Here is a 26544-nt window from a genome sequence, read left to right as displayed (position 1 = left end):
CGTCGGATCAGTTCCTGGTGACGAAGCGGGCCAGCTGCCCGGCCGCCTCGCCCGGATGCTTGGCGTGGAAGCCGTCGCCGATGGCGCGCAGCTTCCAATCGCCGCCCACCCGCCACACCTCGGCCATGGCCATCGCGGTGAAAGGCATTCCGCCGGTGAGGCTGTAGCGGGCCAGCTCCGCGCCGGTGGTGTCGTCCACCAGCCGGCAGTAGGCATTGGTGACCTGCTCGAAAGTCTGTCCCTCATACGAGGTGACGACGAACAGCAGCGAGGTGATGTGGGCGGGGACGCGGGTGAGGTCGACGGTGATGACCTCGTCGTCGCCCTCGCCCTCACCGGTGCGGTTGTCGCCCTGATGGCGGATGGAGCCGTCCTTGGACACGAGCTGGTTGTAGTAGCAGGCGTCGGCGAGCTGGGTACCCGCGAACATGGCCACCCAGGCATCGAGATCGATATCGACCGCCCGCCTGCCGAACAGGCCGCCACGGGTGATCGGATCCCAGCCCAGGCCCATGCGGATGCGGGTCAGCGCGACGCCACCCTCCTTGCGCAGGGTGACACGCTGGCCCTTGCTGAGATCGACGCGGCGGCCCTTGCTCAGGCTGACCTCACCCGAGGACTGCGGCGGCGGTGCGGGCTGCTGGTACGCGGGTTGCGGGGTGTGATGAGCGGGCTGCGGGGTGTGCCGCTGCGGCGGATGTGCGGGCTGCGGTGGGTAATTCGGGGGCGGCTGCGTCGGGTACGCCGGAGTGGTCGGCGGATACATGGGGGTGGTCGGTGGATAGGCCGGAGTGGTCGGCGGATAGGCGGGTGTCGACGGTGGGTAGGCAGGCGTCGACGGCGGGTAAGCCGGGGGCGCGGGCGGGGGTGGCGTGTATGCCGGTGCGGGCCGCGGGGATTCGTCGACGCTGACGCCGTGATCGGTGACCAGTGCGGCGAATCCGCCCGCGTAGCCCTGGCCGACGGCGCGCACCTTCCACGTGTTCTGCCTGCGGTACAGCTCGAGGGCGATCACGATGGATTCGGTGCTCAGATCCTCGATCCGGTACTCGTACAACCGGGTACCGCGCGCATCGCTCACCACCGCGACCGGCGGCGCGATCCGGCCGAAGGTCGCCCCGGCCTGGTCGAGGGTGATCACCGCCCGGATCTGATCGATCCCCGGCGGCACCTGCGCCAGCGACACCGACAGGGCCGCGGGTTCCCCCGGGCCCGCGGGCTGCAACCGGACCCCGGGCCCGGTCGGCTGGTTGAAGAAGACGAAATCCGCGTCCGAGCGCACCTTGCCCTGCGCGGTCACCAGCAGCGCCGACACATCCGCCGGCGCGCCGACCTGAACCGACACCACCACATCGGTGGTGTGCAGCGGACCGTTCTGACCCTTCACGAGATTGACGGACACGGCTTTCCCCTTCGCTGACACAGCACCTGCTGCCACTGTAAGAGCTGGGGGTGACGTGCGGGCGGCTACCGCTGCCCGAGCAGTTCGACGAGGGCGGTGATGCTCTGCCCGCCGCGCCCCTCGGCGACCGCGCGCTCGAGCAGGTCGTGCATGGGCTCGTGCCAGGACATGTCCACGCCCGCTTCGGCTCCCAGCCGGCGGTCGTCGTCGATCGCACCGTGGAACAGCGCCACCGACGACCCGAGCCGGGTGTAATCGCGGTTGTCGATCTCCTCGGCCAGCACCGGCAGCAGCGACGCGATCATCTCCAGCCATTTGGCCGAGTAGGGCACCATCGAACTCGCGGGCAGGCCACGGGCGGCCAGCACCGCCGCGCCCTCTAGGAAACCGAGCAGCGTGGGCAGCAGCGTTGTACCGACGGCGGATTCGTAGAGCGCCGCGAGATCCGGTTCCGGACCCAGGTGGACCAGGTCGCCGCCGAATACGCGCAGCAGCGGCGTGCTCTCCTCGAACAGCGCGCGCTCGCCGCCGAAGTACAGCAGGGTACCGGGATCGCCCACGGCCGCGGGCACGTTCTTGATCGCCCCGGCCAGGAACCGCGCGCCGCGCGCGGCCGCCCAGTCGGCGAATTCTCGTGCGTCGGTGGGGTTTCCGGAATTGAGTGTGATCAGGGTGCGTCCCCGCAGCGCGGTTCCGGTGTCCGCCAAGGCTGTTCGCGTGGCCTCGAATGTCGTCAGCACCGAGATGATCACCGGACTCGCCGCCACGGCATCGGCGATCGCGAGCTGCTGGGCGGCCCCGGCCGCCACCAGTGGCGCAGCGCGTTCCGCGCTGCGATTCCACACGGTGGTCGGATACCCCGCCGCCAGTAGGGCTTCCGCGAGTGCCCGGCCCATCGAGCCGAGCCCCAGCACCGTCACGGGGGTGCGTTCTTCGTCGATCATCTCTGCTCCGATCACCATGGGTTCCGCGGGCGCGGCCGCCTGCCGAGAACCGAGTGTCGAACCGTGCGTCATCTGCGACAAGTACGTACTTTCCGCACCGGATACGCACCCTTCGGTAAGGGTCCAGATCAGGACGCCGGGTTCGTGCCGAACTATGACCGGTGTCACTTTTCGAGATGCGCGGGTCACCGCAGGCGCGGTAGTTTCGTGCGCAGCGATCGCCGATGTCCGAGGGCGTCGGCGATTTTCTTGTGTTCCACACGTTTTCAGGGGAAGGACATGGGGGTGTCTGCTATCAAGACGATTCGCACACTCGCGCCCAGTGAGCTCATCTACGCCACCAGCACCGTGTGCATCGCGTACTCGGTGCTCGCCACCGGCGATCTCGACATCGACAAGCTCACGCGGGCCTTCGAGATACTGCGGGCGCGCAACCCGATTCTCAACGCGCACCTGCTGATTCGGGACGACGCGTCGGCCGTCGAACTGCGCGTCGCCGAGGACTCGCAGGCGCGGGTCATCGTCACCGACGGCGATCCCGAACTGGTGCTGACCGGAGCGCAGCTCGACCAGAGCCGCGAGACCAGCGCACTGCTCGTGATCCGCGGCGAGCACGCCGCCCGGGTGACGCTGCTCATCCACCACAGCATCGCCGACGGGCATCACTCGCTGACGCTGCTCGAGGAATTGTGGGCCTACTACACCACGGTGAGCGCGGGCGGGATTCTGAGCCCGGAACCGCGCGACTACCCGAGCTCGGTCGAGGAACTGCTGAACGACCAGGCGCTCGAACCCGTGCCGTACCCGCTGCCCGTCGACGCCCCGCTCATCGGCACCCTGTCCATGGAGGCGGTGCGCTGCCCGCTGTCGCCGGAAGCCACCACCGCACTGCTCGACTTCGCCAAGCGCGAACAGCTCACCGTCAACGCCCTGCTGTCGGCGGCAGTGCTGTTGACCGAGAGCAAGTTCCGCAATGTCGCACTGCCCGCGCTGAACTACGTCTTCGCGGTCGACCTGCGCGAGCGTATCGACCCGCCCATCGCGCCGACCGCCGCGACCAATGCCTTCGGCTACGGCGAATACACGGCCGAGTCCGATGAATCCGAGCTGGTCGCGCTGGCCCGCTCGGTGGCCGCCGCCTTCAAAACCGAACTGGCGGACGGGGTCATCGTCGACAAGGCGCGGGCCGGATACAACCCGAACCTGGTGGTCACCGGTATCGTCCGCTCCTCGAACTGGGGTCGCATCCCGGAGTTCGAGACGCCGGACGGGTTGCGGCTCAGCGATTTCCGGGGCGGTATGACGGTCAACCCGCCCGCCGTCGCGCCGCCCTCGGGTGAACTGGCGCCGGGGGAGTACTTCGTGCACACCTTCCAGGGCCGCCTCAGCATCGACTTCATACCGCTGCCCTGGCTGCAGGAGACCGAGAAGCAGGGTCGCGCCGATATGCTGGCCAAGCTGCTCGGCGAATTCGCCTGAGCCGAAACACTATTCGATCGGGTCCGGCCGCCGCTGCCGGTCAGCGGCGGCCCACGGCCTGACGCACCAGCATGCGCACGGCGCGATCGACACGGTCGGTGTCGCCGGTGATCCACCAGTCCTGGATCAACCCGCGCATGCCCGAAACCAGCAGGGTGGCAGCGGCTTCGGGGTCCTCGAGGCCCGGATCGACGCGGGCCAGGGTGTCGGTCAGCGGATCGATCACCGCGCGGACCGCGTCGGCGGCGTACGCGCGGAAGACGCTCGTCGGCACGCAGGCCTCGCCCAGCACCTGCAACAGCACCCGCAGGCCCGTGACCGCGGGCCCGCTGGTGTTGACCGTGAACGACTCCGCGAGCCGGTTCTCCAGGGTCACGGAATCCTCGATACCGGCGAACAGGGCCGGGACATTCGGGCGCTGCGTCTCCAGTGCCGCGATCAGCATCTGCTCCTTGGTGCCGAAATAGTGGATCAGCATGCGTGAGCTGGTGCCCAGATAGTCGGCCAGCGGGCGCAGCGACAATTCCGCGAGCCCGTGTTCGGCGATATAGGCGATGACACCGGCGAGCAGTTCCGCGCGGCGGGCATGGTCGAGTGGGCGGGGCACGAGTTGACTGTAGCGGGTGCTACAGGTATTCATTTCCCCATGGGTGTAGCAACTGGTACAGAAACTCGTCCGAACGTCGTCGTGACCGCCATGGCTGCCACCACCTGCCTCGGCGCGGACCTGGCGACGACCTGGACGCGGCTGCTGGCCGGGGAAAGCGGAATCGGCACGCTCGCAGACGATTTCGTCACCGACTACGACCTGCCGGTGCGCATCGGCGGGCGGTTGACCGCGCCGCCTGGCGCGCAGCTGACCCGAATCGAGCAGCGGCGCATGTCCTTCGTCCAGCAGCTCGCGCTGGTGCTCACCCGCCAGGTCTGGCAGGAGGCCGGAGCCCCGCAACTCGATCCGGAACGATTGGCCGTCGTCGTCGGCACCGGACTCGGCGGCGGCGAGGCGCTCGTGCACGCGGTCGACGTCATGCGCGCCGGGGGCTACCGCAAGGTGCCGCCCATGACGGTGCCCATGGTCATGCCCAACGGTTCCGCCGCCACCATCGGATTGGAACTCGGCGCGAAAGGCGGTGTCTACGCGCCGGTTTCGGCCTGCGCCTCCGGCTCGGAGGCCATCGCGCACGCCTGGCGGCTGATCACCACCGGCGAAGCCGACGTGGTCGTCGCGGGCGGCGTCGAAGGTCACATCGACGCGGTCCCGATCGCCAGCTTCGCCATGATGCGCGCCATGAGCACCCGCAACGACGAACCCGCCCGCGCCTCCCGGCCTTTCGACCGCGACCGCGACGGATTCGTCTTCGGCGAAGCGGGAGCCCTGCTCGTCCTCGAATCCGAACAGCACGCCCGCGCCCGTGGCGCGCACATCCACGGCCGCGTGCTGGGCGCGGGCATCACCTCCGACGGCTACCACATCACCGGCACCGCCCCCGACGGCGGCGGCGCGGCGCGCGCCATGCGCAAAGCCCTTGCCACGGCCGGACTTTCGCCCTCCGACATCGGCCACGTGAACGCCCACGCCACCGGAACCCCCATCGGCGACGCTTCCGAGGCGCGGGCGATCATGGCCGTCACCCCCGAATCCTCGGTCTACGCACCGAAATCCGCACTGGGCCATTCCATCGGTGCGGTCGGCGCGCTGGAAGCCATCCTGACCCTGCGCACGCTGGGCGAGCAGATCGTCCCGCCCACACTGAATTTCGAGAACTCCGACGACGGGATCGCCATCGATGTGGTCGCCGACAAGCCGCGGCATCAGATCCTGGACTACGCGCTCAGTAATTCGTTCGGATTCGGTGGCCACAATGTGACGTTGGCCCTGGGCGTGTCCTGAGGTGAAACTCTAAGGGAGCGTGTCGGTTTGGACCCGGGGATCCAGTTTCTTGAGGGTGTCCGGGCGATCGGTGAGGCAGGGCCAGTCACGGCTCACGGCCTCGATGGTGGCGTGCCCGGCGGGGATGAGAGCGTCGGCGTCGGCGCGGTCGGCCAGGGCTGCGCCCAGATGATCGCTGGCCGGGCGGTCCAGGGGCTGGATGACGGTGTTCGGCAAGTCCAGCAGCACAGAGAGGATGTCCAGACGGCCGGGCGGAATCAAGGCGCGCGCGGCGGCCAGGGCGGTGGCGGGGACGATGATCGTGTGCCCGGCGTCGGCGGTCGCCCACACCACCGACTGGACGTAGGCGACGCGATGGGCCCATGCGGTCAGGGCGGCCGTGTCGAAGACGACGCCGCCGAGGGTGGAGCCCGGGGAGGTCATGCCGCGCCGGCATGATCGCCGGGCGTGTCCTCCTCCGATAACGGGGGCAGACCCTGCACGGCCCGGGCCCGGTTGATGAGGTCGAGGGGTGGACGGCCGCCGAAGACCTGTTCGATGCGAGCCAGGGACTCGGCGCGATCGACGCGGGCCTTGACGGATTCGACGACGAAGGCGCTGATGGACTCGATCCGGCCTTTGGCGCGCCAGTCGTCGAGGGTCGCGGCGATCTCCTCGGGCACCGACACGGTGATCTTGCGGGTGCGACGTTCTCTCGCCATATCAGAATGATAACGGTCCCGGGCGGTTCGGATTCCGCTGATCTCAAACCTGCCGGTCACACGGCGATCCGGATTCGATACCGTTGGCGTGCGCCCGTGATCGCGGGACGCGTCCCGATTCCAGCCCAGAGGACATGACTTAGATGGATGAAAGCTCGATCGCGTGGGACGACGGTGCGCTCGTCACCATCGACCAGCGTCTGCTGCCGGCTGAGCTGCGAGAGCTGCGGATCACGACGGTCGATCAGGTCATCGACGCCATCCAGAGCCTGGCCATTCGCGGCGCGCCGGCCATCGGCGTGTCGGGTGCCTTCGGTGTGGTGATCGCGGCGCTCGCCGCCACCACCGACGGAGTCGTGGACGCCGAGCAGGTGCGCGCCGAAGCCGCGCGCATCGCCGACGCCCGGCCGACCGCGGTCAATCTGGCCTGGGGCGTGCGGCGCACGCTGAACCGGCTGCCGCAGGGCACGCAGGCCATGCTCGACGAGGCCCTGGAGATGCTGGCCGAGGACGGCCGGGTGAACCTGGCCGCCGCCACCCACGCCGCCGACCTGATCCAGAAGCTGTGCGGGGACCGGCCACTGCGGCTGCTCACGCACTGCAATACCGGGCGGCTCGCCACCACCGCGGTGGGCACCGCCATCGGCGCGCTGCGCGTGCTGCACCAGCGCGGGGCGCTGGCCGAGGTGATCGTGGACGAGACGCGACCCCTGCTGCAGGGCGCGCGCCTGACCGCGTGGGAGATGGCCGAGGCCGGAATCCCGCATCGGCTCACCATCGATTCGGCGGCGGCGTGGGCCATGGCCACCGAGGAGGTGGACGCGGTCATCGTGGGCGCGGATCGCATCACCGCGGACGGATCGGTAGCCAACAAGATCGGCACCTACATGCTGGCGCTGGCCGCGCGGCATCACGGGATTCCGTTCATCGTGGTCGCGCCGGAGTCCACCCGCGACATCTCCACCCCGACAGGTCGCGACATCGTGGTGGAGCAGCGCGCCAGCGCCGAGGTCACCGGATTCGGCGGCGTGCGAACGGCTCCCGAGGGGACCGAGACCTTCAACCCCGCCTTCGACGTGACCCCGCCGGAACTCGTGACCGCCGTGGTCACCGAATTCGGCGTGCTGGAAGCGCCCGGCGAAACCCGCACCGCCGCCGACGCGGCGACCCACCGCGTGTACCGCCGCCCGCCCGGCAGCAGCGACGGAGTCGACACGCTGGTGCCTGCCGTGGTTTCCTCTAAGGCTGAAACCGCTGTGGCGGTGCAGGTTTCGGCGGGTCACCCGGACGCCGGGGTGGAGATCGCGGCCATCGCGCGCGGGCTCTACGCCAACGGCTGGATGCCGGGTACGGCGGGCAATATCTCTGTGCGGCAGGATAATACAGCTGTGATCACGGCCAGCGGACTGTCGAAGGGCGAGCTCACTGCCGCCGATATGGTGGCCGTACAGGTGGCCGATTCGACGCCGGTCGAGCGCAACGGCAAGCGGCCGTCGGCGGAGACCACCATCCACACCGCCGTGTATCGCACCCGCGACAGCGCGGCCGTGGTGCACGTGCATCCGCCGCACGCCACGACCCTGTCCATCGCCGCGGCGAGCGCGACGCCGCAGACGGTGCGGTTCTCCGGTTATGAACTGATCAAGGGGCTGGGCGGAATCCGCCCGGACGCCATCGACATTCCGGTCTTCCCGAACCACGCCGACGTGCCGCGCATCGGCGAGGACATCGAGAAGTACCTGACCGAACATCCCGACGCCCCGCCGGTGCTGTTCATCGCGGGCCACGGCATTACCGCATGGGGCGCCTCGCTGGCGCAGGCGCGCGATCGCGCCGAATGCCTCGAAGCCATGTGCGAATTGGCAATATTGACCGGACACCGCGAAATCTCGGTGGGCGAGAAGTAGTTCCGAGGAGAGCTGACCATGACACTGCTGCAGATCATGTCCGACAAGGACAGCGCCGACGTCACCCTGCGTACCGAGGACGATGCCGTCATCGCCGCCGAATTGGCCAAGCGCGGCATCACTTTCGAGCGATGGCCGCTGCTGGAGAGCCTCACCGGCGCCACCTCCACCGACGAGCTGCTCGCCGAATACGCCTCGCGCATCGACGCGCTCAACGCCGACGGCCGCTACAAGCACATCGACGTCGCCCGCATCCACCCCGACGAGTCCGATCCGGAATGGCCCGCCAAGGCCACCGCCGCCCGCACCAAATTCCTCGACGAGCACCGCCACGCCGAGGACGAGGTGCGCTTCTTCGCCGCCGGACAGGGCTGCTTCTACCTGCACCTGGGCGACGAGGTTCTGGCGACCGTCTGCACCGCGGGCGATCTCGTCTCCGTCCCCGCGGGCACCCTGCACTGGTTCGACATGGGCACCCGCCCCGAATTCGTGGCCGTGCGCTTCTTCGAGGAGGAAGACGGCTGGATCGGCGACTTCACCGGCGACAAGATCTCGAGCGGCTTCCCCACCCTCGACGAACTCGTGGGCGCATGATCACCACCATCGTCCTCGACATCGAGGGCACCACCAGCCCGACCAGCTCGGTGCGCGAGGACCTCTACGGCTACACCCGCACCCGGCTGCCCGGCTGGCTGGCCGAAAACCAGGACGGCGCAGGCGCTTCCATCATCGCGGCGACCCGCGCCCAGGCCGACCGCCCGGACGCGGATGCCGCCGAGGTGGCCGACATCCTCATCGACTGGCTCGATTCGGATGTGAAGTCCGAGCCGCTGAAGGCGGCCCAGGGCATCGTCTGCGCCGAGGGCTTCCGCAACGGCTCGCTGCACGGTGAATTCTTCGAGGACGTGCCCCCCGCCCTGCGCGCCTGGCGCGAGGCGGGCATCGCCCTCTACATCTATTCCTCCGGCTCGGTCCGCAATCAGCGGGACTGGTTCGAATTCGCCCGTGGCGGAGACCTTTCCGCACTCCTGAGCGGTCACTTCGACCTCTCCACGGCAGGCCCGAAACGCGAAGCCTCCTCCTACGAGAAGATCGCGAGCGCCATCGGTGTGGCCCCGGAGCACATCCTGTTCCTGTCCGACCACCCCGACGAGCTCGACGCGGCAGTGGCCGCGGGCTGGCAGGCCGTCGGCGTCACCCGCCCCGGCGAACCCAACGCCCCCCGCGAACCCCACCGCTGGATCAGCGATTTCGCGGAGATCACCCTCTCCTGACCGGCCCAGCCCGCTACACGGGTTTGGTCCACACGATCGAATAGCGCCACAGCAGGTGCCGCCGGAACCGAGCCCCCGGCAGCACCTGCTCGGCGATCCTCCGCATCTCCCGGTTCGTCACCGGCGGCGGCCACACGATCGGCGACGGATGCAGCCAGTCCCGCTTGCGAATCCGGTGATACCGGTACGCGACCACCCCCGCCAGGCTGTAGGCCAGATCGCGCGGAAACACGTCCCGCGCCAGCCCCACAATCGCCAGGGTGCCACCCGGCCGCAGCAATTCGGCCATCCGCGTCAACGCGGTCACCGCATCCATATGATGCAGCGTCGCCACCGACACGATGGCATCGAACGACTTCGACGGAAACGGATACCCGAGGAAATCCGCCACCAGATAGGTGATGTCGCCCGATTGCGCCCGCGCGAGTTCGATGCTGTCCTCGTGCAGGTCGATTCCCGTCACCTGGGACGCGCTGCGCCGAAGACGTCGCGCGAGCATTCCCTCACCGCACCCGACATCGAGCACCGAGTCCGCTTCGCCCACCGCCTCGGCAATCAGGTTGTGGTAGTGGATGTTTCCGTTCCACCGCTGCTCGTCAGGTGCCGTCATGCGCGACATTCTGGCATGTGCGACTGCGCAGGAGAGGGAGGTAGACCTCGTCGACGATCTCCACGAGGACCTCGTCGGTGGTGTGGGGGACGCCGTGTACCACGAATTCGTTGCGCAGCAGGACTATTGCGACGGTGGCCACGCGGGGGTGCAGGGCTTCGGGCGTGAGCTCGCCGCGGGCGACCGCACGGTCCAGCAGGGTGAGCCAGGGGGCGGCCGCCGCGTCGGCGGACTCGTCGTGGAGCTGGGCCAGCAGTTCGGCGGTGCTGGCCGCGGCGGCCAGGAGGTCGCGCAGGATCGCGCCGGTGGGGGAGCTCCAGTGGCGGTTGGCTCGGCGGAGGAGTTCCAGGGCATCGCCGCGCAGGGTGCCGGTATCGGGAACGGGGCTGGCGGTGGCCAATTGGCGGTAGGCGGCGACGGCCAGGGCCAGGCGATTGGGCCAGCGGCGGTAGAGGGCGTTCTTGTTGGTGCCGGCGCGGGCGGCGACCTTTTCCATGGTCAGGGCGGCATAGCCGGATTCGAGAAGTTCGGTCGCGGTGGCCTGCAGAATGGCCTGCTCCAGGGCGGAACCGCGGCGGCGGGTTGAGGGCATGCACAATAGGGTACTTGACGTACCTTATCGATTGGGTGGAAGGTGTCGGGTATGCGAGTCAAAGGCATCAGTTACGACACCGGGTTTCTGCGTGGCGGGGCCACCTCGCGGCGGACGTTCGACGCGCGCACCGTCGAGCAGGAGCTGCGAACCATTCGAGATGAGCTGCATTGCACCGCGGTTCGAGTCATGGGCGGCGATCCCGAACGGATCGAGCTGGCGGCGGGGATCGCCGCCGACCTCGGCCTCGAGGTGTGGTTTTCGCCCTACCCGCTGGAGCTGACCGAGGCGCAGACCCTGGAGCTGTTCGCGGATTGCGCCGCGCGGGCCGAACGGCTGCGGCAGCGGGGAGCGGACGTGGTGTTCGTCGCCGGGGCCGAATTGAGTTTGATGAACAAGGGATTCATCGCGGGAGCCAGCACCGAGGAGCGGGTCGCCGAACTGCTGCGACCGGAACGGTTACCCGAGACGGTGGCGACGGTGAGCGCTCGGCTCGGGGAGTTCTTCGCCGAGGCGGTGCCGATCGTTCGAAAACGGTTCGGCGGCAGAGTGACCTATGCGTCGGTGCCGCTGGAACGCGTCGACTGGGATCTGTTCGACCTCGTCTCGGCGGATGTGTATCGCTCCGCGGAGGTGGTCGACCAGTTCGCGGACGGTGTGAATAACCTTGTCGCGCAGGGAAAGCCGGTCGCGATCACGGAATTCGGGTCGGCCACCTATCGTGGCGCGGGGGATCGCGGCGCGAACGGGCTCGAGATCGTCGAGTACGACGACCATGGGCCGGTTCGGTTGCGTGGCGAGTACGCGCGCGATGAGGAGGGGCAGGCGGCGTATATCCGTGAGCTGCTGGAGATTTTCGAGGCGGCGGGGGTGGACGGTGCGTTCGTGTTCACCTTCGCGCTGTACGACCATGTGCACCGGCCCGGCGGGGATCCGCGCGAGGATCTCGACCTGGCCAGCTACGGCATTGTGCGAACCTTCGAGGATCGACCGTGGGAACCGAAGGCGGCGTTCGCGACGGTGGCCGAGTTCTACGCGACGCACTGACCACGCCGATCCGCGGGAATTGTCGGGATTCCCGCGAATCGGCTCGGTGGCGTGGCGATCAGCTGCTGACCACGCGGGTCGCGGCCCGGTCGATGAGGTACTCGACCAAGGTCATCAGCACGTTCTTGCAGGAGCCGCGGTCGCGGGCGTCGCAGAGTAGGACGGGGATGTGCTCGTCCAGGTCCAGGGCGTCGCGGACCTCCACCGGGGTGTAGAGGGGCGCGCCCTCGAAGCAGTTGACCGCGACGGTGAACGCCACGCCCCGTCGTTCGAAGAAATCGATTGCGGCGAAGGAACCTTCGAGGCGGCGGGTGTCGGCGAGCACCACCGCCCCGAGCGCGCCGCGCGCCAGTTCGTCCCACAGGAACCAGAATCGGTCCTGTCCGGGGGTGCCGAACAGGTAGAGCACCAGGTTCTGGTCGATTGTGATGCGGCCGAAGTCCAGTGCCACCGTGGTGGTGGTCTTGCCTTCCACACCGCTCAGATCGTCCACGCCCGTGGATAATTCGGTGATCAGCTCTTCGGTGCGAAGAGGGGTGATCTCGCTGATCGCGGAGACCATCGTGGTCTTGCCGACCCCGAATCCGCCCGCGATGAGAATCTTCACCGAGGCGGCCAGCGGCCGGGATGAGTCAAAGTTTTCGGATGCCATCGAGTACAGCTCGCAGAATGTTGAGGTCGTCGGATCCGGTCTCGGGCATCGCCGGAGCACGGAAATTGAGTATGCCGTCGGAGATCAGATCGCCGACGAGAATCTTGGTCACCGCCAGTGGCAGCCGCAGCGCGGCCGACACCTCGGCCACCGACAACGGAAGCCGGCACAACCGCACGATATCGGTGTACTCCGGTTCGACCCGGCGCAACGGCGGGGCGGCATTGGGCACCACCACCACCGTGAGCATGTCGAGATCGTGCCCCGCCCCCATGGTCCGGCCGCCGGTCCTCGCATAGGGGCGCACGAGGGGACCGGCGGCGTCGTCGAACCACTGTTCGCCCGGCCTCGGGTTCATGACAGTCGGGGGTTGACCTGTCCGGCCATCTGCTGGCGCGGGGTGGTGGACAGATAGGTGCCGACACGCTGGACCGTGAGGTTCATTTCGTAGGCGACCATACCTAGGTTGGCCTGCTCGGTGGCCTGCAGCGCGAGGCAGGCGTGACTGCCCGCCGCCGTCACGAACAGCACCGCGCGGTCGAGTTCGATGACCGCCTGGCGTACGCCGCCGCCGTCGAAACGCGTTCCGGCACTGCGCGCCAGACCGTAGAGGGTCGAGGACATGGCGCCGAAGTGCTCGGCGTCCTCGCGGCTCATCGAGGAGGAGCGGCCCAGCAGTAACCCGTCGGTGGAATGCACCACCGCGTGCCGCACTCCCGCGAGCCGATCGACCAGATCGTCGAGTAGCCAGTTCAGATCACCAGCGTTTGAGATGGTCACCGTCGCCTTCCTGTCTGTCCTGAATTCCGTGGGACGTCGGCGAGATCGCGCCAGGGTCGGCCTGCCGGCCCTGCCTGGTTCCGTTCGCGATCGCGGACATGAGGTCTCGGGCCTGCTCGGCCGTACGGGTAGGCTCGGGCGGCGCTTCTGAGGTCGCCTTCTCCTGCGCCAATTCCGGTGCGAGACTTGCCTGCCGGCGCCTACGCGGGAGCGCGGGCCGGACGTCGGAGCCAGTGTAATGCGAACCATCGAATTCGGAAGAGCGGAAACCGTTTTCCCGTGGTAGCCGCAGCGGCTGCTGCGCGTGCCGCGGGGACGGGTTCGTCGGCGGTTCGAAAGGCGCGGGGGTGTCGAAGGACATCTGGTGCGGGGGATAACGGGGTTCGAGGGGTTCGGCGCGATCGGATGCGGCCGTGGCCGGGAACGCTCCGGTGTTGCCGGAAACGACCGGGAACGCACCCGTATTGCCGGGAAGAGCCGGGAAGGCGCCGGTGTCGCCCGTGGGGGCCGGGAAGGCGCCGGTCTCGCGCGTGGCGGCCGGGAACGCGCCCGTGTTGCCGTGGACCGCCGGGAAGGTTCCGGTGCTGCCCGAGGTGGCTGGGAACCGGCCGGTATTGCTCCCGGCGGGCAGGGCGGGCGCGCCCGCCGGGGCTTCGAGTTGACGTGGCACGGCCGGGATTTCGCCGGTGCCGCCCGCCGGGACGGTGAGCCCCGACGGCACCAGCACGATGGCGCGCACGCCGCCGTAATCGGATTCCGAGAGCTTCACCGTGATGCCGTTGCGCATGGCCAGCTGCGCCACCACGAACATGCCCAGGCGAGAATCCTCCGACAACGTGTTGACGCCGAAATCCGGTGGATTGCGCAGCATGTCGTTGATGCGAGCCAGCTCCGACTCCGGAATGCCCATACCCTGGTCGACGATCTCGACGGCCACGCCCTTGCCGACCACATTGCCGCGCACCGACACCTGCGACTGCGGCGGCGAGAAGTGCGCGGCATTGTCGACCAGTTCGGCGATCAGGTGCACGAGGTCGGCCACCGCGGACCCGGCGACCGAAACCTCCGGCAGGCGAGCGATCTTCACGCGGGTGTAGTCGTGCGCCTCACCGACGCCCGAGCGCACCACCTCGACCAGTGCCACCGGATTGCGCCACTGCCGGCCCGGCTGACCGCCCGCGAGGATGATCAGGTTCTCGGCGTTGCGGCGCTCGCGGGTGGCGAGATGGTCCAGGCGGAAGAACAATTCGAGCAGGGCGGGATCCTCCTGCTTGGACTCCGCCTCGTCGAGCACCTCGAGCTGCCGGTGCACCACCACCTGGCTGCGGTGCGCGATATTGAGGAACACCGCCTTCACGCCCTCGCGGGTGCGGGCCTCGGTGATCGCCGCCGCGACGGCCGCGGCGTGCGCGTGGCTGAATGCCTCGGCCACCTGGCCGATCTCGTCGGTGCCGAAATCCAATGGCGGGGTTTCGGTCTCGGCGTTCACCTGCTCGCCGTCGCGCAGCTTGTGCATGATCTCGGGGAGCCGCTCGTCGGCGAGGGCGAAGGTCTGATCACGGAGTCGCTTGAGACGCCGGATGATTCGGTTGGCCAGCACCAGGGCCACCCCGAACGCGGCCACCGCCACCAGGAACATCGCGCCGCCGGCATAGGCGGAGTTGCGGGCGTCGCGGTCGGCGGCGTCGGCGGCCAGGCCCTGGGCGTGGTTGGACTGGCTGTTCCACAGCTCGAGCAGGGCGGTGTTCACCTGGTTGGAGGCGTCCTGCCACTCCTGCACCGTGAACGGAAGCGGTTCCGCCGTGGACGGTTTGGCAGAGGTGATGGGGTTCAGCGCGCGCGCCAGGAAGGAGTTCTCCATCACGGCCAGCTGCGTCCACGCGGGCATGGCGGTGATGGCCTTGGCGGCCGCGATCCGCTCCGCCTCGTCACTGGTGGCCATGGTTTCGATGCTGACCCGGTAGCCGCCGACCAGCCGGGAGAACTCCACCGCGAGCTCCGGTGGCAGCACGATGTCATTGGCCAGGATGGCGGCCAGTGAGTGACTGCGCGAGAGCATTTCGGAGGCGCCGACAATGGTCAGCGTCTCACCGGTCTCCACCGCCACCTCGGCCGAGGGCGCGGTGGTCTGCACGGCCTGCGTGCCGATCGAGATGACATCGAGCAGATGGCTGTAGAAGGTGTAGGCATCACTGAGCGACAGCACCGACGCGTCCACCTGCGTGCGCACCGCGGCCAGCTGCGCGATGAGCGTATTGAACCCGCCCACATCGCCTTTCACGCCGTCCGGGCCCATCTTCTCCATGGTGGCGGTGGTGGGCGCGAAGGCGCGCAGCGCGGCATCGAGCCGTAATCGGGCCTGCGCCACACCCTTCGGATCGTCGTGCTCGCCGAACTGGGCCAGCGTCAACTGTCGTTCCTGCTGGACAGCGCCCACCAGTTCCTTGGTCAGCGGCGTGAAGTCGCGCAGCGCGACCGCCCAGTCGCGCGCGTTTCTGCCCTCGACCACAAGGTATCCCGCGCCACCCACACCGATCACGAGCAGCGCCAAGCTCGGGACGAGTGCGATGGCGAGAACACGGGTGCGGACACCGAGCCTCGCTGTGAACATCGCCACAACGTATCGGGACGTATGTCACAGACGTTGCGCAGATCCCGTTGAGCGGGAGAATGGTTGACGGACAGCATCATTCATGCTTCGGAATGAAAGATTTCGATGCGGGTGCGGCATGCCGGAACTCGCATCGCGATTACTCGTCGTCGCGCCGATGCCGTGCGGGAGGAGGATCGAGACGGCCGGGATCGGCCCGGCGACCCTGCCGGGTGCCGTTCTCGATGGCGGACATGAGATCTCGGGCCTGATCAGGGGTGCGCTCCGGCCGGGGTGCGGGCGCGGCGGCGGGTTCCCGTACCAGTTCCGGAGCCAGGCTCGATTGCCGCTGGCGGCGGGGCAGCATCGGGCGGTGGTCACCGGGCAGGGCGTGCGCGGTGTGGGCCGCGATCTCGGCCGGGCGGTGGGCCGCCGGACCCGGAGCTGCCGGTGCACCGGCTATGAGGGCCGCGGGGACCAGGACGATGGCGCGGATACCGCCGTAGTCGGATTCGGACAGGCGTACCGAAATACCGTGGCGCGCAGCCAGTTGCGACACCACGAACAGCCCCAGACGGGAATCGGTGGACAGGCTGGTGACGCCGAACTCGACGGGGTCTGCCAGGCGGGCGTTGACGAGTTCCAGGTCGGCCTCGGGGATGCCCATGCCCTGATCGTTGATCTCCAGCGCCAGGCCGCGGCCCACGGTGCGGCCGGAGATCTCCACCTGTGCCTGGGGCGGGGAGAAGGCGGTGGCGTTGTCGGCCAGTTCCGCGAGCAGGTGGATGAGGTCGCCGACGGCCGCGCCCAGCACCTGGGTATCGGGCAGCCGGGTGGTCCGCACCCGCTTGTAGTCCAGGGTTTCGCCGACCGCGCTGCGCACCAACTCCATGACCGGCACCGGATTTCGCCACTGCCGGCCCGGCTGGCCGCCCGCGAGGATGATCAGGTTCTCGGCATTGCGGCGCTCTCGGGTGGCGAGGTGGTCGAGCCGGAAGAAGGTGTCGAGCAGGGTGGGATCCTCCTGCGTGGACTCGGCCTCGTCGAGCAGCTCCAGCTGGCGGTGCATCACCACCTGGCTGCGGTGCGCGATATTGCGGAAGACCGCCTTGACGCCCTCACGGGTGCGCGCCTCGGTGACCGCGGCGGTGACGGCCGCCGCGTGCGCGTGGCCGAAAGCCTCGGCCACCTGGCCGATTTCATCGGAGCCGAAGTCCAGCTGCGGGGCGGCGGCATCGGCCTCGAGCACTTCACCGGTGGCGAGCCGGCGCATGGTGTCGGGCAGTTGTTCATCGGCCAGCGCGAAGGTGCGGTCCCGGAGCCGCTTGAGCCGTCCGATGATTCGATTGGCCAGCAGCAGGGCCACCACGATCGCGCCGATCGCGACCGCGAGGATGGCCGCGCCCGCCAGCAGTGATTTCCGCGTGGTGTCCGAGGCCGCGTCCGCGGCCAGGCTCTGCGCCTGCGAACTCTGAGCCTGCCACAGTTCGGCCAGCGCCCGATTGACCTCGTCGGCCGCGGCCTGCCACGCCTCGGTGGTGAGGGGAAGCGGTGCGGTGCGGGCATTGTCGGGATCGCGTGGCAGGGCACGTTGTGCGAGAGCGGTTTCCATCGTGCCCAGCTGCTGCCAGGCCTGCCCGGCGATCAGCGCCTGCGCGGCGGCGGCCTGGTCGGCATCCGGATCGGCGACGAACTGCTGGATCCGCGTCCGGTAGTAGCCCACCAGTCGCACGAATTCGCTACTCAGCTCGGGGGAGAGCGCACTCTCGTGCACGAGCGCCGCGCCGAGCGCCGTCGCGCGGCTCATCGCTTCCAGACTCTGCAGCACCTCCGCGGACTCGGACAGCTCGGCGGCGGTGGCGGCATCCGGCGCGGACTGCTGTGCGATGCGAATGCCCGCGAGCACCAATTCCGGCATGCGCGTATAGAACTGGTAGGCCTCGGCCACCGGCGTCTGCCCCGCGTCCACGCCCGCCCGGATACCGGTGAGCTGCTGTCCCATCGCCTGGAAGGCGGCCGTACTGTCGCCCATGGACTCCGGCCCCATATTCGACAGCCGGGACTGCGCCGGCGCGATCTGCCGGAAGGCATTGTCCAGCCGGGCTCGCGCCGCCGCCAGATCCCGCACATCCGGATCGGCTCCGGCGTTGTGCCACACCGTGATTCGCCGCTCGGATTCGATGGCCTCGATCAGTTCGCGGGTCGGTGCGATACCGGCCTGTAGCTCGTCGGCCCAGGCTCGGGCCTCGTTCGACTCGTCCACCAGGGCGCCCGTCGCACCCACGCCGATGACGACCAGGGCCAGGCTGGGGACGAGCGCGATCGCCAGGATACGGGTCCGGACACCGAGGTTCGGCATGCGCATTGCCACAAGCTAGCCATTCGATTCGATTGTGCACGGCACGAGTCCCTTTGAGCAGGACACTAATTGACTTCAGGTGCCGGAGCGGGTAAGCCGGGAGATAGCGGACCAATCGGTCCGGCAACGCTTTTCGACGCGGAATCCCGTACTCGCACCCCTCGTGCGCGTACGGGACTCCGCGCCCGGATCAGCTCGCGGCGATCGCCGAGGCGTACCAGCCGAACGAATGACCCTTGCTGGTGCAGAAAAAGCTCCCATGGAACCCCACACCGCACCTGGCCCCCGCATACGCAAGCTTCGGCCCCCACATATCGCTCCCCGTGGCCACCTCATCGATCCCCGGATTCCCGCCGGGCAGGGTGTAGGCCCCCGGCGCGAACCCCGGATGCGCCGGAGTCTCCGCCGAATCGATGACCACCTGACTCACCTCGAACGGAATAGCGACCTCATCCCCGGCGAGCTTGACCGTCATCCGCGCCGGCGACGCCAGATCACACCCCACACTCCCGACGGCATCGATGGCGCAGCTGAGCGTGCCCGCCCGGAAATACAACGGCCCCGACCGATCCGCCGACGCCGTCGCGGCAAGCGGAGCGGCGGCAAGCACGGACGCCGTAGCGACCCCCGCGGCCCGCTGGGTAAAGCTGAGCATGTCGAACAATCCCTTCCGAACGGTGAACTCATCGTTGGCAATTCGGTGGTACTGCTGCGGTGTTGTTCGTAGCCCGGAACCCGCTGGTTACAGGTCATTTTCGAATCCCGACATATCCGGCGAACCCGTCCGGTCGGCCCGAACCGACATTTCCGGCCGGAAACCCCGCCCGAGCGGCCGAGATCCGGCAGAGCGCCCTGACCTGGGCGCGGTGAGGGTAGATTTGTCCGTACCCGGAAGTTACTTGTAAGTAGGAGGCGACGATGCCGGTACCGGCAGCTGCGGTGTTCGACCGGTTGCGGACGTTCGCGGCGGTGGACACGACCGAGGATCGGGACAGGCGTGCGATCACCGAGGTGTTCACCGGCAGCACGCTCGGGACGGTGCCGGTGGGCACTGCCGAGGATGTCGCGGAGGCTGTCGCCAGAGGGCGTGCGGCACAGGCGGAATGGGCTGCGCGGCCGGTGAAGGAGCGGGCCGCGATCTTCGAGCGCTATCGGGCGCTGGTGGTGGAGAACCGCGAGTATCTGATGGATATCGTGCAGGCCGAGACGGGGAAGGCGCGCTGGGCGGCGCAAGAGGAGATCATGGGGTTGATCTTCGCGGCTCGGTACTTCTCGCGGGTGGCTCCGGACCTGCTGGCCTCGCACAGTGCTACCGGGGCGTTTCCGGTGTTGAACCGGGCTTCGGTGCGGGCGGTGCCCAAGGGGGTCGTGGGTGTCATCGCGCCCTGGAACTACCCGATGCTGCTGTCTGTCGGCGATTCGATTCCGGCGCTGCTGGCCGGGAACGCGGTGGTGGTGAAGCCGGATAGCCAGACGCCGTATTCGTCGCTGGCCAATGCGGAGCTGTTCGCGCGTGCGGGACTGCCGCGGGATCTGTTCGCGGTTGTGACGGGTCCGGGCACGGTGGTCGGGACCGCGATTGTCGAGGCGTGCGACTACCTCATGTTCACCGGGTCCTCGGCGACCGGGCGCACGCTGGCCGAACAGTGCGGGCGTCGGCTCATCGGGTTCTCCGCCGAACTCGGCGGCAAGAACCCGATGATCGTCACCAAGGACGCCAACCTCGACAAGGCCGCCAAAGCCGCTGTGCGCGCGTGCTTCTCGAATGCCGGACAGCTCTGCATCTCCATCGAGCGCCTGTATGTCGATCGCGCCGTGGCCGATTCCTTCGCCGAGAAGTTCGTCGCCAATGTGAAGGCCGCCAAACTCGGTGCCTCCTATGACTTCTCGAACGATATCGGCAGCCTCATCTCCGAATCGCAGCTCGAGACGGTCACCAAGCATGTCGCGGACGCGGTGTCGAAGGGGGCGAAGGTGCTCGCGGGCGGCAACGCCCGGCCCGACCTCGGCCCGCTGTTCTACGAACCGACCGTGCTCTCCGACGTCACCGACGCCATGGAGTGCGGCCGCAACGAAACCTTCGGCCCGCTGGTCTCCATCTACCCCGTCGACGGCGTCGAAGAAGCCATCACCCGCGCCAACGACACCGAATACGGCCTCAACGCGAGCGTCTGGGCCGGAAGCAAATCCGAGGGCGAGAAGATCGCCGAACGCCTGCACGCGGGCACCGTCAACATCGACGAGGGTTACGCCCCCGCCTGGGGCACCACCGGCGCTCCGATGGGCGGCATGGGCATCTCCGGCGTCGGCCGCCGCCACGGTCCCGACGGTCTGCTGAAGTTCACCGAACCCCAGTCCATCGTCGTCACCCGCTTCCTGAACCTCGACCCGCCGCCACTGGTCTCCCAGGAACGCTGGCAGCCCTTCCTCATGGGCATCGCGCGCGCCATCCGCTTCCTGCCCGGCCGCTGAGGTCCACCCCTCCGCCCCGACCCGCCACGGTCGGGGCGGAGTCGCGTCACCGGTTAATGTCGGAAGCAATGCACCGTGAAGGGGGTGGAGCCGATGGGGCGGCGCGTTGTGTGGATTTTCGTGGCATTCGGACTGTTCGTGGCCGGACTGGGTGTTGCCGTCGCGGTTGCGAAATCGGATCGGTACTACCGATTCGACTGGATTCCCGCGTGGTTGATGCCCTTGTGCTGGACGGGCGCGATTGTCGTACTCGTGCTCGGCCCCGCGGTGTGCGGGGACCGTCAGCGGGTGTGGGTTTCGTTCGCGGCTCTGCTCGGACTGGTGACGATTCCCCTGTGGGTATTGACGATGTTCGCGTTGATGTGGGACGACGGTTCGCGGGAGGTCAAGGTCACCGTGAGCGCCGACGGACGCCACGAGCTCGTCACCGAGTATTTTCACAACACGATCGATCCGTCCTGCCGGGTGTGGTTGCGGGAGCGAGACGGATTGTTCGCCAGGCAAACTCTGGTGTGGAAACGGATCGAGGCCAATTGCCCCACGAGCGTGGAGTTCTGGGACGACTCGACGATCGGCATCACCGAGTACGCGAAGCGTGAGCCGTTCAAGACGACATTCGATGCGGATCGGATGGAGGTGGCGAAGCCGTTCACGCTTCCGTGATCGACACGAGGTGGGTGCGGCCGTCCGTGGTGCGGGTGGTGATGATCTGGTCGAAGACGATCAGTTTCTCGCCGGGGCTCTGGTGCAGGAGCTGGACCGCCCAGCGCTCGGTGCCGGCGTCGGAGGGGCCTTCGAAGGCGATGATCACGCAGTAGCGGGTTCCCTTGGGGGTGGAGTCGATTCCGCGCTGGATGTCTTCGGCGCTGGAGATGTTGGTGGCGTCGTGGGCCACTACGCGGCGGGCCGCGGTGCCGGAGCGTTGGACGTAGTAGGCGTACTCGAAGGCGAAAATGGCGTCCATGCCGCTGGTTTCGCCGCCGGGGAAGGTGCCGGAGGCCGAGATGTGGTCGCGGCGGATCTCGCAGCCCGCGACCGGGATGGCCGCGAGAGTTGTTGTGGTGGGGGAGGTTTTCGTGGTTGTCGTGGTGGGGGCCGCGACGCCGTCGGCATCGGAATCCGAGGAGATTGCCGCCGCGACCGTCGCGCCGGTGGCGACCACCAGGGTGGCGAGGGCCGCGATCGTGAGTTGGCGGCGGTTGCGCGGTGTGGCGGGTCGGCGGTGTGGACCGGAGGTGGCCGAATCGGTTTGTGCGCGGCGATGTCTCGGCGCTCGGTCGATGCCGGGGAAGATCGCGGATACCCCGTTGGCGGCCGGCGGCGGGGGAGGTTTCACCGCGACCGGGCGTCCGGCGAGCGCGGCGGCCACGGCCTGGGCCAGGTGGGTGCAGGTGGCGAAGCGGCGGTGCGGGTCTTTCGCCATCGCGCGGGCGATGACCGCGTCGAGCTGGGCGGGGACGTGCGGGTTGACCGTGCTGAGCGCGGGGATCGTCTCGTTGACGTGGCTGTACATCAGGCGTGATGGTTCGGTGGCGTCGAAAGGCGGCTTCCCGGCGAGCATTTCGAACACCGTGCAGCCCAGCGAGTAGATGTCGGAGGTGCGGTCGATGGCGATCGCGCCGTGGAAGCGCTCCGGTGCGGCGTAGCGGAGACTGGCCAGCATATGCCCGGTCTCGGTGAGCCCGCGCTCGTCGTGGATCGAGGTCGCGATGCCGAAATCGGTGAGCAGCGTGCGCCGCCCCGGATCGGAGCCGACAAGGATATTGGCGGGCTTCACATCTCGGTGCAGCACGCCCGCATCGTGCGCGTAATCCAGTGCGAGGGCGACGGACCGGGTGATCGCGGCGACCCGCTCCAGCTCGAGCGGGCCATCCTGCAGCTGAGTGGCAAGATCCGGCCCGTCCACATACTCCATGGCGATCCAGAGCCGATCGTCTTCCTCGCCTCTGGACAGAATCGTGATGATGTTCGGATGCGACAGCCGCGCAACAGTATCGGCCTCCCGCAGGAACCGTCGCCGGGTCGCGTCATCCGTGGCGGCAATCCGATTGAGCACCTTCAACGCGACCAACCGAGGCAGATCCCGATCGACGGCTAGGTACACCTCGCCCATCCCCCCGGCACCGAGCAAGCGTTCGATCCGGAATCCGGCGAAGACCGATCCCGACTGTAGTTGCCCGCTCACCCGTTCCTCCCGATATGCCACCATTCGCCCAACTGCAACCGGGAGTCTACGGTCATACCGCCACCGCCACGGCGGGCCTCGACCCGCCGGGCGACGATCAGGAAGTCGAGCCCGGAAACGAAGGGCCGACAGCCACATATCGACTCGAATCTCGATACCCGCCGAGGTCGCCGGAACCCTGCTCGAGCAGTTTCACCGTCCAGCCACGTCGTTCGGAGTACCGCCGATAGAGCCCCACCAAATCACCGGCGAACAGCGCGGATTCGCGATCCTCGCCCTCAGCGCGAACCTCGAGGATCGTATTGTCCCGGTGGTGTGGATCCGCCGGAACGAGCTGCTCGGCGAGCCGTACGCTCAGCTCGACGACCCGATGCCGCAGGTGCGGCACCTCCGCGGCGAAAGACGCATCCTCAGCGGCGAATTCGATCGCGACAGCCAGTTCATCCTCTGCCGCGCGCAGTCAGGTGAAGGCCGTCAGAGCAGGCTGCAGCTCGGTCAACCGCTCGCTGACCCGGTGCAACTCATCGGCGTTCCGATACAGCGCCTCATCGCCGAGCCGGGCTTCGAGCAATCGGAACTCGGCGAGAAACCGCTGCGACGGTGAATCGTCCGCGGACATGATGTCTCCCTCCCACCCCAATATCGCATAACGCGCCCACGAACGACGATGTGACGTGTCGATGCGCCCGCGACGGTCCTGCCGGTGCGCTGAGCCTGTCAGGCGGTGGTGCTGCCTTTGGCGCTGAGTTTGCGGATGGGTTCGATGAGGCGGTGGTAGAGGGGGCGGACCAGGCGGCCGGAGAGGTAGCGGTTGCGTTCCTCGTGCCAGACGCGGGCGCGGGGGTGGCCGGCGATGGGGGACCAGCGGTCGGGGACGGGGGGTTCGGTGGTGTGGAAGGTGATGCGGGAGAGGTGTTTTGTGCTGATGTAGCCGTATTGGCTGGGGCTCACCAGGCGGAGGGGGGCGCCGTGGTCGGGGGTGAGGGGGTGGCCGTCGAGGTGGTCGGCGATGAGGACGTCGGCGGCCAGGGCGTCGTCGAGGTGGGCGATGGAGTAGTAGCCGTCGAGGCCGGTGAAGGAGATGTGGGTGATGGGGGCGGTCGGGTCCAGGAGGGGGGCGACGAGGGTGCGGTAGAGGGGTTCGAAGGGGGTGCCGGCCCAGCGGAGGCCGGTGGCGGACCAGCCTGCGACGCAATGGAAGTCGGCGTCCTGTTCGCGGCGGGGGAGTTGTGCGAGGTCGGCTGTGGTGAGGGTCAGGGGGGTGGGGAGGGGGCCGGTGATCTCGATGGTGGGGTGGTCGGGGATCGGTGGCGGTGGGTGGTGTAGGTGGGTGCCGAAGCGGGGGAAGTTGTCCAGGGCGCGCTGGCCCGGGGGGAGTGTCATGCCGAATCCTCGTGTCGGGGTGCGGGGTGCTCGCAATCGTCAGAATATAGGGCGTTTGCTCTATATAGAAGGAGTGTACTAGTTTCGTCGGGTGGGCGGTTTGTCACACGGAACTCGTAGGGTGCGGGGCATGACCGATCGTGAGGCGTTCGCGCCGCTGGTGTTCTTCGAGTACGACCACAAGCCGGGGAACTTCTGCTTGATGCTGACCGACGCCCACATGGTGGCGAGCGAGGAGGTGTTCGCCGCGCACGGATACGACGGCGGCGGGTACGGCTGGGCGGGGGTGGCCAAGGCGGCGGTGAGTACGCGGGCTCCAGAACTGGAAGGGCGGTTCGGGATGGATCCGGAGGCGGGAATGTTCGTGGCCTACGGCGAGGACGCCGAGGCGCTGCGCGGGTTGGGGGCGTTGCTGCAGGAGGCGGTGACGGATCGGGCGGTGCTGGCCGAACTCGTGGCGGCGGGCGATCCGGAATGGTTCGACTGAGGTAGGTCTCGCGGATACGCGCCCGGCCCGAGCCGGGTGCGTAGGGTGAGGGACGGCGAAAGGATGTGCTGTGGTGGAGAATCCGCTGGCCACGCCGGGGGCGTGGGATGCCGTTGCCGAGGGGTACGACGAATTCGGGGCGCGGGTGATGGTCCCGTTCGCGGAGCGGGCGCTCGAGATCGCCGATCCGGCGCCGGGCGCGCGGGTGGTGGATGTGGCGGCCGGGCCCGGGGCGCTGGCCCTGCTCGCGGCCACCCGGGTCGGGGAGGTCGAGGCGATCGACTTCTCGGAGGCGATGATCGGGCGGTTGCGTGACCGGGCCGAGGCCGCCGGTGTCACGAATGTCGTTGCGCGCGTGGGGGATGGACAGGCATTGCCCTACGACGACGATCGGTTCGATGCCGCATTCTCGATGTTCGGCCTGATGTTCTTCGCGGACCGGGCGAAAGGTTTCGCGGAACTGTGCCGGGTGCTGCGGCCGGGCGGGATCGCCGTGGTATCGAGCTGGGCTCCGATCGCCGAATCACCGCTCATGACACTGTGTTTCGATGCCTATCAGGCGGGGATTCCGGGTTTTCCGGCGCCGCAACCGAATCCGGCCAGTCTGGAGAATCCGGAGACCTTCGAGAGTGAGCTGCTGGCAGCCGGTTTCACCAATGTGCGCATCCGCCCGCACACGGTGTCGGTCGCCTACGAGAGCGGCGCGGCACTGTGGGAGGGAATCACCGGCAGCAGCGCACCGATCCGGCTGCGGCGTGATCGCACCGACCCCGGCACGTGGAAGGCACAGGAGCAGATCATGATCGAGTACCTGGACCAGCACTACAAGCCGGGCGCCGAGCTGTCCACCACCGCCTGGTTCGGCAGCGGGCGCGCGCCCGCCACCCGCGTCTAGGAGGTGTGATGGCGCGGCCGGCCCGGAGAAACCGGCCGCGCCACCTCCTCATCCGGTCAGGTCCGCGCCACGCGGCGGGGCGGGAGCCGCTTCCAACGCCGCCGCTTCGGCATCGGTGAACAACCGAGACCGGATGATGAACCGGACCCCTTCCGGAGCTTCGAGGGAGAATCCGCCGCCGCGGCCGGGTACCACGTCGACGGTGAGATGGGTGTGCCGCCAGTACTCGTACTGGTCGGCGCTCATCCAGAAGGGGGTGTCGGGAAAGATACGGCCGAGCATGACATCGGCCGCACCGACCCGGAATTCGCCCAGTGGGTAGCACATGGGGGAGCTGCCGTCGCAGCATCCGCCGGATTGGTGGAACATCACCGGGCCGTGGTGAGCGATGAGCCCTTGCAACACCTCGCTCGCGGCGGGGGTGATGCCCACTCTGGACACGGTCCCTGCTTTCATCAGAAGAAACCCAACCTTTTCGGTGAGTACGAGACCAGCAGATTCTTGGTCTGCTGGTAGTGGTCCAGCATCATCTTGTGCGTCTCGCGACCGATGCCGGACTTCTTGTAGCCGCCGAAGGCGGCATGCGCGGGGTAGGCGTGGAAGCAGTTGGTCCACACGCGCCCGGCCTTGATGGCGCGGCCGAGCCGGTAGGCGGTACTGCCGTCGCGGGACCACACGCCCGCGCCCAAACCGTACAGGGTGTCATTGGCGATGGTGATCGCTTCGACCTCGTTGTCGAAGCGAGTCACCGCCACCACCGGGCCGAAGATCTCCTCCTGGAAGATGCGCATATCGTTGCGGCCCTCGAAGATCGTGGGCTCGATGTAGTACCCGTTGGGGAAGCCTTCCACCTTGCGCATCTCACCGCCGGTGAGAACTCTGGCGCCTTCTTTG

General features: G+C 68.2%; 28 protein-coding genes and 1 pseudogene. 11 read left to right on the top strand and 18 right to left on the bottom strand.

Annotated features, from left to right (window positions below; translation table 11 throughout):
- Positions 1 to 7: 7 nt before the first annotated feature.
- Both JK358_RS04470 and JK358_RS04465 read right to left on the bottom strand, forming a co-directional pair.
- A complete protein-coding gene (locus tag JK358_RS04470; protein WP_201943926.1) occupies positions 8 to 1402 on the bottom strand; it encodes a TerD family protein in 1395 nt (464 codons plus the stop codon).
- A 65-nt stretch (positions 1403 to 1467) separates the two neighbouring features.
- Complete coding sequence (locus JK358_RS04465; protein ID WP_201943913.1) at positions 1468 to 2346, bottom strand: NAD(P)-dependent oxidoreductase; 879 nt, start codon at positions 2344 to 2346, stop codon at positions 1468 to 1470.
- 285 nt (positions 2347 to 2631) lie between these two features.
- Here JK358_RS04465 and JK358_RS40265 point away from each other — a divergent pair, with 285 nt between their 5' ends.
- Positions 2632 to 3825: a phthiocerol/phthiodiolone dimycocerosyl transferase family protein gene (locus tag JK358_RS40265; RefSeq protein ID WP_201943911.1), complete on the top strand. Its 1194-nt coding sequence runs from the start codon at positions 2632 to 2634 to the stop codon at positions 3823 to 3825.
- Positions 3826 to 3865: 40 nt separating this feature from the next.
- Here the strand turns inward: JK358_RS40265 and JK358_RS04455 are convergent, their stop codons facing one another.
- Positions 3866 to 4432, bottom strand: a complete 567-nt coding sequence (locus JK358_RS04455; protein WP_201943909.1) for a TetR family transcriptional regulator — start codon at positions 4430 to 4432, stop codon at positions 3866 to 3868.
- A gap of 39 nt (positions 4433 to 4471) precedes the next feature.
- On the opposite strand from JK358_RS04455, the gene JK358_RS04450 reads away from it, so the two are divergent.
- The gene (locus JK358_RS04450; protein WP_201943907.1) at positions 4472 to 5716 is read left to right on the top strand and encodes a KasA/KasB family beta-ketoacyl-ACP synthase; all 1245 of its coding nucleotides are present in this window, start codon (positions 4472 to 4474) and stop codon (positions 5714 to 5716) included.
- A 9-nt stretch (positions 5717 to 5725) separates the two neighbouring features.
- Here the strand turns inward: JK358_RS04450 and JK358_RS04445 are convergent, their stop codons facing one another.
- Both JK358_RS04445 and JK358_RS04440 read right to left on the bottom strand, forming a co-directional pair.
- The gene (locus tag JK358_RS04445; RefSeq protein ID WP_201943905.1) at positions 5726 to 6139 is read right to left on the bottom strand and encodes a hypothetical protein; all 414 of its coding nucleotides are present in this window, start codon (positions 6137 to 6139) and stop codon (positions 5726 to 5728) included.
- Complete coding sequence (locus JK358_RS04440; protein ID WP_201943903.1) at positions 6136 to 6417, bottom strand: ribbon-helix-helix domain-containing protein; 282 nt, start codon at positions 6415 to 6417, stop codon at positions 6136 to 6138. Before JK358_RS04440 ends, JK358_RS04445 begins: the two co-directional genes overlap by 4 nt.
- A 143-nt stretch (positions 6418 to 6560) precedes the next feature.
- On the opposite strand from JK358_RS04440, the gene mtnA reads away from it, so the two are divergent.
- From mtnA to mtnC, 3 genes are read left to right on the top strand one after another with little or no spacing between them, the layout of a single operon-like run.
- The gene (gene mtnA, locus JK358_RS04435) at positions 6561 to 8324 is read left to right on the top strand and encodes an S-methyl-5-thioribose-1-phosphate isomerase (protein WP_201943900.1); all 1764 of its coding nucleotides are present in this window, start codon (positions 6561 to 6563) and stop codon (positions 8322 to 8324) included.
- Positions 8325 to 8342: 18 nt separating this feature from the next.
- Positions 8343 to 8918: a 1,2-dihydroxy-3-keto-5-methylthiopentene dioxygenase gene (locus tag JK358_RS04430; protein ID WP_201943899.1), complete on the top strand. Its 576-nt coding sequence runs from the start codon at positions 8343 to 8345 to the stop codon at positions 8916 to 8918.
- Positions 8915 to 9598 carry an acireductone synthase gene (gene mtnC, locus JK358_RS04425; protein WP_201943898.1) on the top strand — a complete coding sequence of 228 codons (684 nt, stop codon included), beginning with the start codon at positions 8915 to 8917 and terminating at the stop codon, positions 9596 to 9598. Before JK358_RS04430 ends, mtnC begins: the two co-directional genes overlap by 4 nt.
- Positions 9599 to 9611: 13 nt before the next feature.
- Here the strand turns inward: mtnC and JK358_RS04420 are convergent, their stop codons facing one another.
- Both JK358_RS04420 and JK358_RS04415 read right to left on the bottom strand, forming a co-directional pair.
- Positions 9612 to 10208: a class I SAM-dependent methyltransferase gene (locus JK358_RS04420; protein WP_232850789.1), complete on the bottom strand. Its 597-nt coding sequence runs from the start codon at positions 10206 to 10208 to the stop codon at positions 9612 to 9614.
- The gene (locus JK358_RS04415) at positions 10195 to 10800 is read right to left on the bottom strand and encodes a TetR/AcrR family transcriptional regulator (protein WP_201943896.1); all 606 of its coding nucleotides are present in this window, start codon (positions 10798 to 10800) and stop codon (positions 10195 to 10197) included. The genes JK358_RS04420 and JK358_RS04415 overlap by 14 nt, the downstream gene beginning before the upstream one ends.
- 51 nt (positions 10801 to 10851) lie before the next feature.
- On the opposite strand from JK358_RS04415, the gene JK358_RS04410 reads away from it, so the two are divergent.
- Entirely contained in the window at positions 10852 to 11847 is a 996-nt protein-coding gene (locus tag JK358_RS04410; RefSeq protein ID WP_201943894.1) for a glycoside hydrolase family 113 protein, read from the top strand.
- 58 nt (positions 11848 to 11905) lie between these two features.
- Here JK358_RS04410 and JK358_RS04405 read toward each other — a convergent pair whose 3' ends face one another.
- The 6 genes from JK358_RS04405 to JK358_RS04380 form a co-directional block, all read right to left on the bottom strand.
- Positions 11906 to 12499 carry a GTP-binding protein gene (locus JK358_RS04405; RefSeq protein WP_201943892.1) on the bottom strand — a complete coding sequence of 198 codons (594 nt, stop codon included), beginning with the start codon at positions 12497 to 12499 and terminating at the stop codon, positions 11906 to 11908.
- Positions 12480 to 12857, bottom strand: a complete 378-nt coding sequence (locus JK358_RS04400; protein ID WP_201943890.1) for a DUF742 domain-containing protein — start codon at positions 12855 to 12857, stop codon at positions 12480 to 12482. The genes JK358_RS04405 and JK358_RS04400 overlap by 20 nt, the downstream gene beginning before the upstream one ends.
- On the bottom strand, positions 12854 to 13279 hold the full coding sequence (locus JK358_RS04395) for a roadblock/LC7 domain-containing protein (protein ID WP_201943888.1): 426 nt from the start codon (positions 13277 to 13279) through the stop codon (positions 12854 to 12856). Before JK358_RS04395 ends, JK358_RS04400 begins: the two co-directional genes overlap by 4 nt.
- Positions 13257 to 15890, bottom strand: coding sequence for a sensor histidine kinase (locus JK358_RS04390; protein WP_201943886.1), 2634 nt, complete (start codon positions 15888 to 15890; stop codon positions 13257 to 13259). The genes JK358_RS04395 and JK358_RS04390 overlap by 23 nt, the downstream gene beginning before the upstream one ends.
- A gap of 139 nt (positions 15891 to 16029) precedes the next feature.
- Positions 16030 to 18234: a sensor histidine kinase gene (locus tag JK358_RS04385; protein WP_201943884.1), complete on the bottom strand. Its 2205-nt coding sequence runs from the start codon at positions 18232 to 18234 to the stop codon at positions 16030 to 16032.
- Between the two features lie 184 nt (positions 18235 to 18418).
- Positions 18419 to 18892: a hypothetical protein gene (locus tag JK358_RS04380; RefSeq protein WP_201943882.1), complete on the bottom strand. Its 474-nt coding sequence runs from the start codon at positions 18890 to 18892 to the stop codon at positions 18419 to 18421.
- A 254-nt stretch (positions 18893 to 19146) separates the two neighbouring features.
- On the opposite strand from JK358_RS04380, the gene JK358_RS04375 reads away from it, so the two are divergent.
- Entirely contained in the window at positions 19147 to 20700 is a 1554-nt protein-coding gene (locus JK358_RS04375) for a succinic semialdehyde dehydrogenase (RefSeq protein WP_201943880.1), read from the top strand.
- A gap of 120 nt (positions 20701 to 20820) precedes the next feature.
- Positions 20821 to 21363, top strand: a complete 543-nt coding sequence (locus JK358_RS04370) for a hypothetical protein (RefSeq protein WP_232850788.1) — start codon at positions 20821 to 20823, stop codon at positions 21361 to 21363.
- On the opposite strand, the gene JK358_RS04365 is transcribed toward JK358_RS04370, so the two are convergent.
- Both JK358_RS04365 and JK358_RS40580 read right to left on the bottom strand, forming a co-directional pair.
- Positions 21350 to 22885: a serine/threonine-protein kinase gene (locus tag JK358_RS04365; protein ID WP_201943876.1), complete on the bottom strand. Its 1536-nt coding sequence runs from the start codon at positions 22883 to 22885 to the stop codon at positions 21350 to 21352. The two genes, JK358_RS04370 and JK358_RS04365, sit on opposite strands and share 14 nt — an antisense overlap.
- A 97-nt stretch (positions 22886 to 22982) precedes the next feature.
- On the bottom strand, positions 22983 to 23273 hold the full coding sequence (locus JK358_RS40580) for a PCRF domain-containing protein (RefSeq protein WP_372440610.1): 291 nt from the start codon (positions 23271 to 23273) through the stop codon (positions 22983 to 22985).
- Here JK358_RS40580 and JK358_RS38960 point away from each other — a divergent pair.
- Positions 23196 to 23489 carry a hypothetical protein gene (locus JK358_RS38960; protein ID WP_232850787.1) on the top strand — a complete coding sequence of 98 codons (294 nt, stop codon included), beginning with the start codon at positions 23196 to 23198 and terminating at the stop codon, positions 23487 to 23489. The genes JK358_RS40580 and JK358_RS38960 overlap by 78 nt on opposite strands.
- Positions 23490 to 23602: 113 nt before the next feature.
- Here the strand turns inward: JK358_RS38960 and JK358_RS04355 are convergent, their stop codons facing one another.
- Entirely contained in the window at positions 23603 to 24268 is a 666-nt protein-coding gene (locus tag JK358_RS04355; protein ID WP_201943874.1) for a molybdopterin-dependent oxidoreductase, read from the bottom strand.
- Between the two features lie 130 nt (positions 24269 to 24398).
- On the opposite strand from JK358_RS04355, the gene JK358_RS04350 reads away from it, so the two are divergent.
- Both JK358_RS04350 and JK358_RS04345 read left to right on the top strand, forming a co-directional pair.
- The gene (locus JK358_RS04350; RefSeq protein ID WP_201943872.1) at positions 24399 to 24755 is read left to right on the top strand and encodes an immunity 51 family protein; all 357 of its coding nucleotides are present in this window, start codon (positions 24399 to 24401) and stop codon (positions 24753 to 24755) included.
- Between the two features lie 70 nt (positions 24756 to 24825).
- Entirely contained in the window at positions 24826 to 25650 is an 825-nt protein-coding gene (locus JK358_RS04345) for a class I SAM-dependent methyltransferase (protein ID WP_201943870.1), read from the top strand.
- Positions 25651 to 25698: 48 nt separating this feature from the next.
- Here the strand turns inward: JK358_RS04345 and JK358_RS04340 are convergent, their stop codons facing one another.
- Together JK358_RS04340 and adh are read right to left on the bottom strand one after the other, a co-directional pair.
- The gene (locus tag JK358_RS04340) at positions 25699 to 26106 is read right to left on the bottom strand and encodes a DUF779 domain-containing protein (RefSeq protein ID WP_201943868.1); all 408 of its coding nucleotides are present in this window, start codon (positions 26104 to 26106) and stop codon (positions 25699 to 25701) included.
- Positions 26106 to 26544: pseudogene (adh, locus tag JK358_RS04335) on the bottom strand (aldehyde dehydrogenase); the annotation flags it as partial. The gene JK358_RS04340 and the pseudogene adh, both read right to left, overlap by 1 nt.

Origin of the sequence: Nocardia acididurans (assembly GCF_016741815.1) — a bacterium.
In the GTDB taxonomy this organism is placed as follows: domain Bacteria; phylum Actinomycetota; class Actinomycetes; order Mycobacteriales; family Mycobacteriaceae; genus Nocardia; species Nocardia acididurans.
This window is presented reverse-complemented; position numbering and strand designations above follow the sequence as displayed.

Bases quoted from the DNA above. Each gene is read 5' to 3' on its own strand.
- JK358_RS04465 (WP_201943913.1), bottom strand. From the start codon at position 2,346: ATGATCGACGAAGAACGCACCCCCGTGACGGTGCTGGGGCTCGGCTCG.
- JK358_RS04450 (WP_201943907.1), top strand. From the start codon at position 4,472: ATGGGTGTAGCAACTGGTACAGAAACTCGTCCGAACGTCGTCGTGACC.
- JK358_RS04445 (WP_201943905.1), bottom strand. From the start codon at position 6,139: ATGACCTCCCCGGGCTCCACCCTCGGCGGCGTCGTCTTCGACACGGCC.
- JK358_RS04440 (WP_201943903.1), bottom strand. From the start codon at position 6,417: ATGGCGAGAGAACGTCGCACCCGCAAGATCACCGTGTCGGTGCCCGAG.
- mtnA (WP_201943900.1), top strand. From the start codon at position 6,561: ATGGATGAAAGCTCGATCGCGTGGGACGACGGTGCGCTCGTCACCATC.
- JK358_RS04430 (WP_201943899.1), top strand. From the start codon at position 8,343: ATGACACTGCTGCAGATCATGTCCGACAAGGACAGCGCCGACGTCACC.
- mtnC (WP_201943898.1), top strand. From the start codon at position 8,915: ATGATCACCACCATCGTCCTCGACATCGAGGGCACCACCAGCCCGACC.
- JK358_RS04420 (WP_232850789.1), bottom strand. From the start codon at position 10,208: ATGACGGCACCTGACGAGCAGCGGTGGAACGGAAACATCCACTACCAC.
- JK358_RS04415 (WP_201943896.1), bottom strand. From the start codon at position 10,800: ATGCCCTCAACCCGCCGCCGCGGTTCCGCCCTGGAGCAGGCCATTCTG.
- JK358_RS04410 (WP_201943894.1), top strand. From the start codon at position 10,852: ATGCGAGTCAAAGGCATCAGTTACGACACCGGGTTTCTGCGTGGCGGG.
- JK358_RS04405 (WP_201943892.1), bottom strand. From the start codon at position 12,499: ATGGCATCCGAAAACTTTGACTCATCCCGGCCGCTGGCCGCCTCGGTG.
- JK358_RS04400 (WP_201943890.1), bottom strand. From the start codon at position 12,857: ATGAACCCGAGGCCGGGCGAACAGTGGTTCGACGACGCCGCCGGTCCC.
- JK358_RS04390 (WP_201943886.1), bottom strand. From the start codon at position 15,890: ATGTTCACAGCGAGGCTCGGTGTCCGCACCCGTGTTCTCGCCATCGCA.
- JK358_RS04385 (WP_201943884.1), bottom strand. From the start codon at position 18,234: ATGCGCATGCCGAACCTCGGTGTCCGGACCCGTATCCTGGCGATCGCG.
- JK358_RS04375 (WP_201943880.1), top strand. From the start codon at position 19,147: ATGCCGGTACCGGCAGCTGCGGTGTTCGACCGGTTGCGGACGTTCGCG.
- JK358_RS04355 (WP_201943874.1), bottom strand. From the start codon at position 24,268: ATGACACTCCCCCCGGGCCAGCGCGCCCTGGACAACTTCCCCCGCTTC.
- JK358_RS04350 (WP_201943872.1), top strand. From the start codon at position 24,399: ATGACCGATCGTGAGGCGTTCGCGCCGCTGGTGTTCTTCGAGTACGAC.
- JK358_RS04340 (WP_201943868.1), bottom strand. From the start codon at position 26,106: ATGAAAGCAGGGACCGTGTCCAGAGTGGGCATCACCCCCGCCGCGAGC.